Source organism: Paenibacillus sp. FSL W7-1088 (assembly GCF_037969855.1).
Lineage (GTDB): Bacteria > Bacillota > Bacilli > Paenibacillales > Paenibacillaceae > Paenibacillus.
In genome coordinates this window covers 874,911-888,721 of sequence record NZ_CP150216.1, presented here as the reverse complement: position 1 = coordinate 888,721, position 13,811 = coordinate 874,911, and the positions used below count along the sequence as shown (strand labels likewise).

Here is a 13,811-nt window from a genome sequence, read left to right as displayed (position 1 = left end):
GCCTTAAAGTGCATTTAACTCAATTTCAAAACCCAAATCTTCAATCATTTGATGATCATTCGATATTTCCTGACCTGCTGTTGTTAAATAGTCACCTACAAAGAGTGAATTAGCAGCATACAGGGACAAAGGTTGCAATGTACGGAGGTTGATCTCGCGTCCACCCGCAACACGAATCTCTTTAGACGGACAGATGAGCCGAAATAGTGCCAGTACCTTAAGCGCCTTCATAGCCGGAGTGCGTCCTGCTCCTTCCAGAGGGGTCCCCGGTATTGCATTCAGGAAATTAATCGGAATTGAATCCGCATCAAGCTTACGGAGCGCGAAAGCCATCTCAACAATTTCCTGATTACTCTCACCCATACCAATAATGACACCGGAACAGGGAGACATGCCGTATGCTTTTACCTTTTCCACGGTTTCAATTCGCTGGTCATAGGTATGCGTTGTGGTTATCGATGGATAATTGGCCTTACTTGTGTTCAAGTTGTGATTATATCGGTGCACGCCTGCTTCAGCCAAACGTTCTGCTTGATCGTCCTTCAAGATTCCTAGACAAGCACAGATTTTAAGTGGCATCGTTTCACGGATTTCTTTTACCGCCTCAACCACTTGATCCAGCTCTTTATTCGTGGGACCTTTGCCTGAAGCTACAATGCAATAGGTTCCTGCTTTACGCGCCATAGCTTCATGTGCTCCTGCAAGCAACGTTTCTTTGTCGAGCAAGCTGTATTTCTGGATGGGAGCGGTGGATACGATGGATTGTGAGCAATAGCCGCAGTCTTCGGGACAATAGCCGCTTTTGGCGTTGATAATCATATTCAGCTTCACTTTTTTGCCGTAAAAATATTGCCTCACTTGGAAAGCCGCTTGCATCAGCGGCAATACCTCATCGCCGCTTGCTTCAAGCACGGCAAGTCCCTCTTCCATTGTTAAACATTCGCCATTCAACGATCGATTCGCAAGCGACGACCATTCTAGATTAGTTACCGTTGTTTTCAACTTCATTCCTCCTCCATGGATTGAACTGTTAATGCCTGTCTGATCGGTGTTAACTGGATCGTCTCTCGAATGACCTGGATCAACAATTCTGTATTTATTTCGTCCATTAAGCGAGGAAAACGTCCAAGAAAGGGGATGCCGCAATAACGTTCAATCAGCTCCGCGTTTGTTGTGATGCTGGAGTCGTTATAAATCTCGTCAGATTCACCATCGTTCAGAATAAAACCTACGATCTTAATCCCATGCTGCTGCAGGTATGACACTGTAAGAAGTGTATGATTAATCGTACCTAAACCTGTCCGTGCAACGATCAGGGCCGGTGTCCGTAGCTTCGAGATCAAATCCACCACAAAAGAGTCTTCGGTCAGAGGGACAGCGACACCGCCTGCTCCTTCAATGAGTACCGATTCGTATCGATCTGCCAGCGGCTGACCCGCACTGATTATTTCCTGTAGCGTAATTTCCACCTCATCCTGCTTGGCAGCTAGCATCGGGGTCAGTGGAGCTTGGAACGTAAATGGCGCCACATGCTCGGCACGCTCATCAATTCCGGTGTATTGCAACAGGCGTTCTGCATCGGTTTCTCCACTGCCAAGAAGTGCACCGGATTGCACAGGCTTCCAGACGCCTATATTCCGCTTTTCAGCACGAAGCGCAGCAACAAGAGCCCCTGTAACGATTGTTTTTCCAACCCCTGTGTCCGTACCAGTTACAAATAATCCGGGAAATACATTCATGATTTCGAACCACCTTCGGTAACGTCAACAATGGATTGCATCAAGATATCAATCATTGCTTCAAGCTCAGCTTCTGTGCTAGCGAGAGGAGGCATGAACACAACAACATTGCCAAGGGGTCTCGTAAGCATGCCAAGCTCTCTGGCCCGCTCCGTTACCCGAACACCAATTCGTTCGGCCCAATCGTACGGTTCCCGAGTTGCTTTATCCCGTACAAGCTCAATTCCTAACATCAATCCCTTTTGCCTGATATCCCCGACGTGCGGAGAACCTTTAAGTACTGAGAGCTTCTGCTCGACAAAAGCCGCCTTTGCTCTTACACCTTCCACCAGGTTGCGCTCTTCAAATCGTTTCAAGTTAGCCAAAGCAACAGCGCAGCCGAGCGGGTTACCTGTGAAGGAATGACCGTGGAAAAATGTTTTTTGCTCCTCATAATCGGCATAAAATGCGTTGTACACCTCATCTGTTGCCAGTGTCGCAGCCACAGGTAAGTAACCGCCTGTAAGACCTTTGCCTATCACCATCAAGTCAGGTGACACTTCTTCGAGATCACAAGCAAACATCGCACCTGTCCTACCGAAGCCTGTCGCCACCTCATCGGCTATGAACAATACACCATATGTACGGCAAAGTGCTGCCATCTCGCGGAGACAGCCCTCTGGCATAATCAGGATGCCACTAGCTCCTTGCACAATCGGCTCCACGATAATAGCCGCGATTTCATCTGCACTCGTTTCAAGTACATTACGTAATGCGGTTAACGTAGCTTCCATTGCTTCCCGTTCGCCGTCCTCATGTCGGTAAACGTAAGGATATGGAATGACATGAGTAGGAAACAGCATGGGACGGAACACATCGTGGTACAACGGAATTGCACCGACACTTACCGCACCAATCGTATCTCCGTGATAGGCTTGATTCATCGTGATAAACTTCGTTTTACCGGTTTCTCCTCGGTTCTTCCAGTATTGAAACGCCATTTTCACCGCGATCTCGACACCGGTTGCTCCCGAATCGGAATAAAATACTTTATTTAATCCCTCTGGGGAAATCTCTACTAGTTTCTCAGCAAGTTCAATAGCTGGCACATTAGCCATTCCGAGTAACGTAGAATGTGCAACACGTTCCAACTGATCCGTTATAGCTTGGTTCAGCTCGGGTATGTTATGTCCGTGAACATTAAGCCAAACCGAGGAGAAGCCATCATAATAAGCACGTCCCTGGACGTCATACAGCATGACGCCTTCGCCTCGTTCAATGATGAGAGGATCAGAGTTATTGTAATCTTTCATTTGCGTAAAAGGGTTCCATAAATGAGCCTTATTTTTGGCTGCAAGCCGTTCATAATGTGTCACAAGATATCACCTTCCGTAAGAGCATTTCAATTGTTAACCAAAAATATTATTTAGGTTAACAATTGAATGTTGACATCTTATCAGACAAAAACTTTCCTGTAAAGAGAATCATTTCAGAGTTAGAATCCTCTGTCTTCACTCTGTCTGCATGGATTGAACTCGAAGTTTCCCCTCGTAGAGGGTTTGCCTAATACAAAAAAACACGCCTGCTTCGGCGTGTTTGGTCTAAATTACATACAAAAACAAAAAAAACGGCATCTCTGCCGTTTGGTGTTTAAGCTATTGTTAGAGAGAACGGAAATAATCGCTAGCAGCGACCTGCTTTCCCTATCCTAAACCTTAACCTCATTACATCTTTCCAGTAAACGTTGAATTTGGCGCTCCAGCCACGTCCCTAATAGCGGATGTGGAAGCAGCGTCTCACCACTATACGCGTAATCCAGCTCCTTCAGTCGGCTCGGAATCACTTTCATAGTGAAATAACCGGCACTCAAAAACAACGGCGCCACAATAACCCGGCTCCCCCGCTCTTCACTCCAGTATTTCGCCTTGCTGTACACACTGTCCGGATTTAGCAGCGCATAATCGGTATGAGCAACACCGCTGACTTCCTGCACCCGCTGTGCGAGTGAAGAAATACCCGCTTCCCAGCGCTGACGGAATCCATCGTGAATACTCCCATGTCCGACTAGCAGAATCGTCTCCTGTTCTGGCTGCTGCGACAGGGCCTTTACCTTGTCCCAGACCATGACCGCAATATCCGGGTCGTTATCCACAGGATAGCCGAAGTGGACTTGTGCTTTCACCTCAAAGGGTTCCAGATCCGTCTCACGCTCCGGAGCGTCTTTGGCACCGATGGCATACTCAATCTCATCCACATGTGTACTACCGGACGATACAAACAGAGGTACGACCAATATATCAGTTACGCCCTGTGCTTCCAGTCGGTTGATACCGTCCTGGATCAGGCGTCCTTCCACCAGTTCAAGAAACCCGGCTTCAACGGGCAATGATTCAGGCAGATTCAACCGGGAGACCGCGTCATCGACGGATTCTACCCAGGTCTTCTCCTGAGAACCGTGACTAATGATGAGTACACCCGGTTTCTTCATCCTTATCGTCCCAGGCGTTCCAGCGTCATTTTATAACCGTCATTACCGTAGTTCAGGCAGCGTTTTACACGAGAGATCGTGGCTGTGCTTGCACCTGTCTCCGCTTCAATCTGGTTATAAGTATTTCCTTTGCCAAGCATACGTGCTACTTCCAGCCGCTGGGACATGGATTGAATCTCGTTTACCGTGCAGAGGTCATCAAAAAACACATAACACTCTTCAATATCTTTCAGAGTCAAAATAGCCTCAAATAATTGTTCAATGCTTTTATCATTTAGCTTTTTCAGCTGCATTTCATCATCATCCCCTAGCGGTTACTGTGTACCTTCATTGTACCCAGCCTGAGTTGGTATTTCAAGCGTTAACGATTTCACGCACTACAGAATAAAAATACATGTTACCGCTTTCATATAGCATAAATGTCCTCCGTGCGCGCACAATCCTCCTCTTTCTTACGATTTTCCCTCTTTTTCCGTGTATATTTCCTATTAATTATGTAGGAATTATCAAATTTAAAATGTGACAATTTTGTGTCGGAAAAATATAATTCCACTGTGAAGCTGGCATCCTCTCTGCGCCCAAATCCGCAAATATCCCGTTTTACGGGATACTCGCCTACGCCGTCTCTCCGCTAATGACATACAGTATAGCAAAAGGGAGTTCCGACTCGGTCTGTTATGCACGTCCAGCAGCTGAAGGAACGCAATTCCGAAATCCAACATAGAAGGAACGTGATAGTTCATGCCACAGCATTATTATCACCGCCAGCCCGCTCCACGGCAGCGTCCGTCTTCCCATACGCAACGGCAGGCCCATTCTTCTGCCTATATGCCGCCACGGGCATTGAATGAAGCTCAGGTTCAACCCATGTATCCTGGAGTAGAGCCTTACTACCCTCAATTCCAAGAGGTTGAAGCATCCGGACTTGTACCTTATAGTCCAGGTGGCCCGGGGGGACCTGGTGGAAACTTTTTCGGCGGGGGAGCTCCTGTTGCTCCCCCTGTTCCGGTGGAAGCGCCTGCGTCTTCCTCAGGCTTTTCCCTGGCCAACATCGGGGAACTGAAAGGAATGATCGACCGTTTTGGTGGAATTGATGGCATCATGAACGGAATCGGCAAAATGCAAAAGGTCGTTGGCGGCTTCCAGCAGATGGCACCCATGATGAAACTGGTGATGGGGATTCTGCCTTTTGGAAAAGGAAAAAAGAGCAGCAGTCTTGCGGATAAAGATTATGAAGAGTATTCGCCACCTCGCTCACGCAAACGTCGTAAAAAAACGACCTCTGCTCCTCGCAAACGGAACACGAGTAGTAAAACGGGCCGGAATAAATCCAATTCCACCAAACGTCGTCCCAAAAAAAGCAAATAACTCTAACATTTTTCCCAGGTGCCCTCTTACATAAGGGGGTGCCTTAATCCACTTCCATCTATTCTCCCCATCAATTCACTCATTCTTTAATATAAGAGAATTTTCCTAACCATTTTTTAAGAACCTATGTTCTTATTCCCGTAAATTGAGGTATACTGAGTTATAGATAAAGGAGGCGGATTATGGAACTGTTCAAAGACAAATATACTCCCGCATTAATCGACCGGACAGGGGAATGGTTACACCAATTCTACCCCAAGTTGGACAAACAGCAATTTCGTGAACTTGTATTTGCCGAAGGCTGGGGAGAGCTGGAATTCAAAGCTCGTATCCGCCGCATTACGTCGGCATTGACCGAAGTTCTCCCTGACAACTATGAAGAGGCATTACACGTGATTGAGCAGGCCGCACCGCATATGCGAGGGGTCGAGTATCTGTTCGTTCCCGATTTTATTGAAGTCAACGGACTTGCGCCGGAAAACTACGAACTATCCATGAAATACTTGACCCTCTTCACACCTTATTCCAGTTCCGAGTTCGCGGTACGCCCTTTTATTGAACGATACCCGATCGAAACGATGAAACGCATGATGGAATGGACGGGCAGTCCGAATGAACATATACGCAGGCTTGCCAGTGAAGGCAGCCGTCCACGTCTTCCATGGGGTTCCAAACTTCGGGGGTTCATCACCGATCCAACACCCGTACTTCCCATTCTGCATGAATTGAAGCAGGACGAATCCCTGTATGTCCGAAAAAGTGTAGCCAACCACCTGAACGACATCTCGAAAGACCACCCTGAACTGGTCCTGGATTTGGCCTCCAGCTGGTACGGACAACATGAGCATACGGACTGGATCGTTCGTCATGCAAGCCGCTCTTTGCTGAAAAAGGGACATCCGAAGGCGCTGAGCCTCTTTGGTTATGTCGAGCAGGATGCGACACATATCGAGCATCTTCAGCTTGCAAGAGATACCGTAGCCATCGGGGAAGATCTTCATTTCTCTTTTGATGTGGTAAATAAAAGTGGTCAGTCACAGATGCTGCGAATCGAATATGAAATCGGATATATGAAAGCCAATGGCAAGCAGGCACCCAAGCGGTTCAAATGCTCTGACAAAACCTTCCCTACAGGGAGAACCAAGGTTGCAACGAAGCAATCGTTCAAAGTCATTACGACGAGAAAGCATTACGCTGGTTTGCATACGCTAACGATTGTCGTTAATGGACAACCTGCCGCTACGGCCACATTTGTATTGGAGCAAGCAGAGTAAACTACCCTATGCTGTAGCCATCCAACTTATCATGAAAACGTGGCACGGTTCATTTTATGATATGCATCCCATGTTAGAATTCAGCTCATAGAATCCATTCATCGAGAAATTCCCCAAGGCGTCTTCACTACTGAAGATGCCTTTTACTATTTTCACTCTGTTCGTAGCAGCCAAATATCCTTCAAAATAAAGTTATGCACATGTTGCTTCTTCATTTATCTTATCCACATGTGGACATCTATTCCGAAAACCAATCTATATGTACTCCTATTTGCCCTCTTATACACATCGTACACAGGCTAAAGAAGCGATCTGTGCAGATCGCTAACTCTTCGCTTGCTATCCAATTGCTAGTCTTTCTTATTTAAACCAGCCCCGCTTCACAAACCAGGCCACCATGCTTCCGCCCAGAACAAACATCAGCAGCAGCACAGCTCCATACCCAAACTTCCATTGCAGCTCAGGCATATAAGCAAAGTTCATGCCATAGATCCCCGCGATCAGCGTCAGTGGCATAAAGACTGTTGTAATTACGGTGAGGGTCTTCATAATCTGGTTCATTCGATTGGAATTCAAGGAGATGTAACTGTCACGCAGGTCAGCCGTCATTTCCCGATCAGCTTCAATCATGTCTGTCAGCTTCAACAAATGATCATAGATATCGGTAAAATAAACGGTATGCTCCCCAGTTCGCTGCACATGCTGAGAATTGACTACCCGATAGAGCAGATCCCGCATGGGCACTACCGTCCGTCTAAGCTTCAGCAATCGACTGCGCAAGTCGAACACCTGATTCATCAGGTCTTCCACCGACTCCTTGCCGCCCCGGTTCTCCAGTTCAGCCAGCTCATCCTCAATGGCAAATAGAGACGGGAAATAATGATCGACCAGCTTGTCCATCACCGTATACGCCGCTGCCACCGGGCCTCGGGCCCAAATGGTTCGTTCATGCGCATGATGCAGCAATCGCTCCCAAGCTTCATCGACTTCCTCCAGGGCCCCGTGATGATAGGATACCAGGAAGTTTGCACCCAGAAACAGGTCCACCTCTTCCGCTTCCAATGTGGTCGGATTCAATGCATGCAGCACGAGGAACTGCAAATTGTCATAATAATCGAGCTTGGGTCGCTGCAACACATGCATACAATCCTCAATAGCTAATGGATGAAAATGAAAATATGTATCCAGTAACTTGCTTTCCTCTTCGGAAGGCTGATTGAAATCTGCCCATACCCAGGCGTAATCCTGCAGATCCAGCTGTGTCAGCGGTACATTTACAGATACCTGATGATCCCGTGAGATGGCGAGTGTACGAATCATAAATTAGACCACGTCCTTGTCTTGTATCCTTTACGCTATTGCACAACTTTAACCATTGAACCGTCCCCTGCAACAGCCCATTATACACACGTTATCCTGCAAACGCGACAACAAAAAAAGCCAACCCTGTTGGCTTCTCTCATTTCCCTATCCACAGTCTCCTGTATCCACAGGAATATCTTCTTTTGGTTTATCATTCCACGGATGGCTATCCACATATCCAGCCTGTCCACACGTTCATGCACAGGCGTCTCTTCTTTTTGGTTGTTTAATTGTCCACATATCCCGATATTCACAACGTTATGAACAGTTTGTCTGAAATCCAAAATTTGTTCTGGAACACTTTTTCGAATTAGAAAATGATCCAGTACAACAATCCTGCCAGCGCCCCGGTAATCGGAATTGTAATGAACCACGTAATAATGATACGTCCAGCTAGTCCCCATTTCACGGCTGAGAAACGTTTCGCGGAACCAACACCCAGAATGGCAGATGTGATTGCGTGAGTTGTACTCACCGGCAGGTGGAGCAAGGTTGCTGTGAAAATAACAGATGCGGCTGACAGATCTGCTGCAAATCCGTTAATCGGTTCAATTTTAAAAATTTTGGTTCCCATCGTTTTGATGATTTTCCAACCACCGATGGAAGTACCAAGAGCCATCGCTGTTGCCGCAGAGATTTTAACCCACAACGGAACTTCCAGATGATCCTGTACGCCTGCTGCAACGAGTGCAAAGGTAATGATCCCCATTGCCTTCTGTGCATCATTGGTACCATGCGTAAACGCCTGGAGTGCTGCTGTGAAAATCTGTACCGTACGGAAACCTTTGTTCACGTTATGCGGACTGCGTTTGGCAAAAATATATTTGAGAATGGTCATGACCACATACCCGATGGCAAATGCGATCAGAGGTGATAATAACAACCCTCCGACGATGTCAATAAATCCACTCCATTTGACTTTATCAGCCCCTGCGCCAACAAGTACAGCACCAGCAAGAGCACCAATCAATGCATGCGAGGATGAAGAAGGAATTCCGAACCACCATGTAACGAGATTCCAGATAATCGCGGCGATTAAGGTGACTATGACGACCTCAATCCCGTTATCCAGCTTGGTGGGGTCTGTTACACTCCCCCCGATCGTCTTCGCTACTCCAGTAAACATCATGGCACCGACAAAGTTCATCACGGCAGCCATAAGGATTGCCCGGCGAGGAGTCAGTGCTCGTGTCGAGACCGAAGTTGCAATGGCATTCGCCGTATCGTGGAATCCGTTGATGAAGTCAAACGCCAGTGCAAGGAAGACGACTATACCCAATACCCAAATCGTTGTTTCCATTATTCTCTGGCTCCTTAAGAATTACGCATGATGATGGATTCGAGCACATTCGCTACGTGTTCACAAGCATCCGTTGTTGTCTCAAGACGTTCGTAAATTTCTTTGCGTTTGATCAGTTCAATCGGATCAGGCACAGTAGCGAAAAGGTTCTTGATACAGTTGCGCAGCACTTCGTCGCCCTGGTTTTCCAGATCGTTCAGACGAATCGTGTACTCGCGGATCGCCAGCAATTTTTTCTGAGACAGCAAATGAATGGCCTTCTGAATTTCGTAAGCCGATTGGCGCAAAATTTCAGCGAATTGAACGATATATTCGTCCGGGTCAGTCAGTTGGTACATATAGAAACGGGAAGCCGTTGCTTCGAGTCCGTCCAATACGTCATCAAGTGTCGTTGTCAGTTCCATAATATCATCGCGTTCGATCGGCGTGATAAATGTCTTGTTGAGCTCTGTAATGATGGTATGAACATAATCATCACACTGGGACTCGTACTTCTTCATTTCATTGGCAAAAAGAGTCACATCCTGAAGGTTGGAAACATGTTGGGAGAAATAATCAGCCGCTTGCACGACCGTATCTGCCATGTTCTCTAGTGTCTCAAAAAATATATCCTTCTTCTTCTTAAGCTTCATAGCTCTATCCCCTTTACGAGAAATTGCCGATAACCGATGAAACATGAAATGACAACCTTTGATATCTTATCATAAATGTTTCACGGTTTGTACATAAGGCATGATCCTTTTTTATATTCTTATCACATAAATCTGAAATGAATCTTAATTATTTGGAATGGCTGGAAAAATGATGATGAAATTTTACACTGCGTTTACATTTCTCTTCAAATTGGATTAATTTTCAATTTCGACATGTCCTGCAAAGTCTGGCTGATTCGGAACGATACTGATAAAAGTCTTGCCAGGAACAAGAGCAACTTCGGTCCCATTTTGTACAAATCGAATAATATCACCCGGTTTTTTGACCCACTGTCCTCGAATCATTTTGCCTCTCTGAAACAGCATGGCTTCACCGCCCTGCTCCAGATTAACGGACAATCTGCCCACATTATCGAGCACCTTATGATCCGCACCCGCTACAATAATGTTGGACGCTCCGATCGGATTGCCGTTATCCAGATCCTGATCTGCCTTTCCGTTCACCAATCTCATATATCGTCCGCTAACTTCATCATAATCATACGTGACCCGGTAGCTCTCCAATAAATAATGAATATCGAACTGCTTGGCCAACTCCCCGCTAGACGTGGCTCCCTCCTCGTTATACGTATATACAGGGGATTTGAAGTCGTGACTATACCCTTTGGTGTCCGCGCCTTCTCTCAGCTTGTCCGCCGACGTGTACAGATTGTGCGGTGCTTTACGATCGGAGGAACGCCAGAAATAAGGGCCGCTATTCGATATCTCATCCATATGCTGTTTCTGCTGCTTTTGCAAAATGGAATAGGCATCCGGGCTGCCACCCGCATGAACCAATACCCCATCATAACTCTCACCAAGCTCGATCAGATACGGACGGATACTGCGCACGGGCCCAACCGTCTCTGCCCCGCCTTCGCTTTGGAAGATGGCAATAAAACGGGTGATGCCTCCCTCAGCGAGCACTTCGATCATAATATCTGCCGCACTCAGACCGGATTGGGGCCGTGCTGCAGGAGCATTGTTAATCATAACCGCCAATGGGCGGCGCGTAATGGCTTCATCAACAGGCAGACCCGTCAATGGGGCTGTATAGAGCGACGTAGCAGGCTCTTCCGTCTCTTGTTCTTCCTGTACGGGTGTAGGAACGGACTCCGGCTTCGGAATTTGAACCATCTCCTTACTCTGGCAAGCAACCAGACTTGAGGCCAGAATAAGCACTGATGCCGCAGAAACCATCTTGTTCCATTTCAATTGCTTCAATATATGTACCTCCTGAACGATATGGCTGAAATCTAGGCTGTAGTTGCTCTTATGAAGGTGACCATTTCACGTATTTCTTTCCATTTAATCACACACAGCACCATTTGTCTTCGATAGAGAGCGTATTTTCTACCCTGCATTTTACATTTGAAACCTGAGTCAGGATGAAAAATATGTCCTAAATGTGAACTTCTCAAACCTTACTTAAAATTTGAACTAGATTGTGATAATAATCACAAACAAGATGACTTTTGAACTATACAATAAAGACATCAAAGGTGATCACTTAGAAAAACAAAAACAACACACACTAGATTCCATGAAGGAGTGGTTTATATGTTCAGCTTCAACCAATGGCTTAGAGAAAACAAAGTGGCAATGTGGATTTTGACAGTACTTCGGGTGTATATCGGTTACGACTGGATGACACACGGCTGGGGCAAATTAACAGGTGGATTCGAAGCTGGCGGATTCCTTGCAGGCGCTGTAGAAAAAGCAACTGGTGATCACCCGGCGGTGCAAGCTTGGTGGGCAACCTTCCTTGAGAAATTCGCGGTACCAAATGCAGGACTGTTCGACTTCATCATCCCGCTGGGTGAATTCCTTGTAGGTCTGGGTCTCATTCTTGGATGCTTTACAACACTGGCAGCACTGATGGCGATGGTCATGAACTTCGCGTTCCTCTTCTCGGGAACAGTAAGCACGAATGCTCAATTAGTTCTGATGGAAATCTTCCTTGTAGTTGCAGGTGCGAACGCTGGTAAAATTGGTTTGGATCGTTGGGTAATGCCTTACCTTCGCGGATTGTTCAATCGCAATAAAGGAAGCCAGCCTAAAGAAACACCAACGATAAATCCTACGCACAAAACAGCCTAAATCGTAAGTAGACATGATCCGGTCCTGCTCCCCTCCCCCTGGAGAGCAGGACTTTTTTGTATTTTTATATATGCTTGTAGGTCATCCGACTTGCCCATCGACAGAAACACGTATTATGATGAACATATCGATCGATTATAATCAAAGGAGTACATGACATGCCAACCCAGCGCCGTCTTGAGACCGATGCCGACTTCCAGGAAGCCATGGAAATGAAGCATAAAGTCCGTGTTTTTAAAGATAATCACCAGATTGATTCCGGTGGCGTCATTATCCGTTTTGACAGCAATACCGTTGTGGTTCAGTCCAGTGTAAGTGAACTGGCATATCACTCGCGTACAGCATGTGAGCTTTTCGAGATTCGCAAGTGAATCTCATTTGCAGAATGGTCAAGTTATAGAAAAAGGTTCCTGAGGCCCATTACGCTGGCCGCAGAAACCTTTTTGGATCAGCTCATTCATAACCTAACTCTATCTGGTCAAAGAACTACGTGTTTTTGCAAAATACAATCCGCGGACCTGTTTACATCCTCTTGTCTGTTCCAAGTTATACGCCGTCACCAAACTGCCAGCAGTTCAAACTGAGCGTACCGTAAGGATACGACTGGAATAGACGTTTTGCAGATCGTGACATATCGGCCGTACCCATGGCATAGAACAAAGGCGCAATGTGCTCCGTTCCATAAGATGGAACTGCTGTGCGGGCATGGGGCGCTTTTTTGTCATATTGAAACAGCTCTCTCGTATTCCACTGCTCCAGCCGCTCGCCAATCCAGTTATCGAATTCCACTGCCCAGTCTTGCGGCTCATCATTACTGCCAAGCATACGCAAGTTATGAACGGTTCCACCGCTGCCAATAATCAGCACATTATCATGACGCAGCTGCTCCAGCATCCGGCCAATATCATACTGTTCCTGCGGGGAACGCAGCGAATCGACAGATACCGCAATTACAGGAATATTGGCCTCTGGATACATGTGTAGCAGCGGTACCCATACCCCATGATCCAATCCCCGGCCTCGAACCGGTTGATGTGGGAGATTACTACGGGTGAACAGAGCGCAGATCTCATTCGCAAGGTCTGGCTGACCAGGTGCAGGGTAATTCATTGTATACATATTAGAGGGAAATCCGTAAAAATCATGCAAGGTCTGATGTGTATCATCCATTGTCACGGACGGTTCGGGACGATCCCAATGCGCCGTAAATACAACAATGGCTTTCGGAGCCGGCAGCCTGTCTCCAAGCTGGTTCAAAAAGTGAGTGTAATCATTGCTCTCCACCGCCAGAGCGGGAGAACCATGCGCAATGAATAGTGCGGGTAATGTCATTGCTGCCAACCTCCAGACACGGATAGTATGCTTACCCTTCTATTTTACCCCGAAGAAGGCGCTTTTCCAAGCTAACATCCCAATCAGATGCAATCTGGACGCGTATGTGGCCTTATGGACCAATCCATATTGGATATAGAATGTTCTAGCTTAAAGATAAAGATTGCTATATAACCA

At 46.7% G+C, this 13,811-nt stretch carries 14 protein-coding genes; 4 read left to right on the top strand and 10 right to left on the bottom strand.

Going from position 1 to position 13,811, the window contains the following annotated elements:
* Positions 1-3 precede the first annotated feature (3 nt).
* The 5 genes from bioB to MKY42_RS04080 all read right to left on the bottom strand — a co-directional run bounded on the left by bioB (position 4) and on the right by MKY42_RS04080 (position 4,499).
* Positions 4-1,008 carry a biotin synthase BioB gene (gene bioB / locus MKY42_RS04100; protein WP_339848792.1) on the bottom strand — a complete coding sequence of 335 codons (1,005 nt, stop codon included), beginning with the start codon at positions 1,006-1,008 and terminating at the stop codon, positions 4-6.
* A complete protein-coding gene (gene bioD / locus MKY42_RS04095; protein WP_179261696.1) occupies positions 1,005-1,739 on the bottom strand; it encodes a dethiobiotin synthase in 735 nt (244 codons plus the stop codon). Before bioD ends, bioB begins: the two co-directional genes overlap by 4 nt.
* Positions 1,736-3,094: an adenosylmethionine--8-amino-7-oxononanoate transaminase gene (gene bioA, locus MKY42_RS04090; RefSeq protein WP_339848787.1), complete on the bottom strand. Its 1,359-nt coding sequence runs from the start codon at positions 3,092-3,094 to the stop codon at positions 1,736-1,738. The genes bioD and bioA overlap by 4 nt, the downstream gene beginning before the upstream one ends.
* A 332-nt stretch (positions 3,095-3,426) precedes the next feature.
* On the bottom strand, positions 3,427-4,206 hold the full coding sequence (locus MKY42_RS04085; RefSeq protein WP_179261700.1) for a CbiX/SirB N-terminal domain-containing protein: 780 nt from the start codon (positions 4,204-4,206) through the stop codon (positions 3,427-3,429).
* 2 nt (positions 4,207-4,208) lie between these two features.
* The gene (locus MKY42_RS04080) at positions 4,209-4,499 is read right to left on the bottom strand and encodes a YerC/YecD family TrpR-related protein (protein WP_017690665.1); all 291 of its coding nucleotides are present in this window, start codon (positions 4,497-4,499) and stop codon (positions 4,209-4,211) included.
* A gap of 448 nt (positions 4,500-4,947) precedes the next feature.
* Here MKY42_RS04080 and MKY42_RS04075 point away from each other — a divergent pair, with 448 nt between their 5' ends.
* Both MKY42_RS04075 and MKY42_RS04070 read left to right on the top strand, forming a co-directional pair.
* On the top strand, positions 4,948-5,574 hold the full coding sequence (locus MKY42_RS04075; protein WP_090904868.1) for a hypothetical protein: 627 nt from the start codon (positions 4,948-4,950) through the stop codon (positions 5,572-5,574).
* Positions 5,575-5,756: 182 nt separating this feature from the next.
* Complete coding sequence (locus tag MKY42_RS04070; RefSeq protein ID WP_179261702.1) at positions 5,757-6,848, top strand: DNA alkylation repair protein; 1,092 nt, start codon at positions 5,757-5,759, stop codon at positions 6,846-6,848.
* Between the two features lie 360 nt (positions 6,849-7,208).
* Here the strand turns inward: MKY42_RS04070 and corA are convergent, their stop codons facing one another.
* The 4 genes from corA to MKY42_RS04050 all read right to left on the bottom strand — a co-directional run bounded on the left by corA (position 7,209) and on the right by MKY42_RS04050 (position 11,426).
* Positions 7,209-8,168 carry a magnesium/cobalt transporter CorA gene (gene corA, locus MKY42_RS04065; protein WP_090904870.1) on the bottom strand — a complete coding sequence of 320 codons (960 nt, stop codon included), beginning with the start codon at positions 8,166-8,168 and terminating at the stop codon, positions 7,209-7,211.
* A 352-nt stretch (positions 8,169-8,520) separates the two neighbouring features.
* The gene (locus MKY42_RS04060; protein ID WP_090904871.1) at positions 8,521-9,510 is read right to left on the bottom strand and encodes an inorganic phosphate transporter; all 990 of its coding nucleotides are present in this window, start codon (positions 9,508-9,510) and stop codon (positions 8,521-8,523) included.
* A gap of 14 nt (positions 9,511-9,524) precedes the next feature.
* A complete protein-coding gene (locus MKY42_RS04055) occupies positions 9,525-10,142 on the bottom strand; it encodes a DUF47 domain-containing protein (protein ID WP_062327047.1) in 618 nt (205 codons plus the stop codon).
* Between the two features lie 216 nt (positions 10,143-10,358).
* On the bottom strand, positions 10,359-11,426 hold the full coding sequence (locus MKY42_RS04050) for a DUF3048 domain-containing protein (protein ID WP_090904872.1): 1,068 nt from the start codon (positions 11,424-11,426) through the stop codon (positions 10,359-10,361).
* A gap of 336 nt (positions 11,427-11,762) precedes the next feature.
* On the opposite strand from MKY42_RS04050, the gene MKY42_RS04045 reads away from it, so the two are divergent.
* Both MKY42_RS04045 and MKY42_RS04040 read left to right on the top strand, forming a co-directional pair.
* Positions 11,763-12,302: a DoxX family protein gene (locus MKY42_RS04045; RefSeq protein WP_339848775.1), complete on the top strand. Its 540-nt coding sequence runs from the start codon at positions 11,763-11,765 to the stop codon at positions 12,300-12,302.
* A 158-nt stretch (positions 12,303-12,460) separates the two neighbouring features.
* Positions 12,461-12,673, top strand: coding sequence for a hypothetical protein (locus MKY42_RS04040; protein ID WP_076291601.1), 213 nt, complete (start codon positions 12,461-12,463; stop codon positions 12,671-12,673).
* 175 nt (positions 12,674-12,848) lie between these two features.
* On the opposite strand, the gene MKY42_RS04035 is transcribed toward MKY42_RS04040, so the two are convergent.
* Positions 12,849-13,634 carry a class III extradiol ring-cleavage dioxygenase gene (locus tag MKY42_RS04035; RefSeq protein ID WP_079697187.1) on the bottom strand — a complete coding sequence of 262 codons (786 nt, stop codon included), beginning with the start codon at positions 13,632-13,634 and terminating at the stop codon, positions 12,849-12,851.
* Between the last annotated feature and the right edge of the window lie 177 nt (positions 13,635-13,811).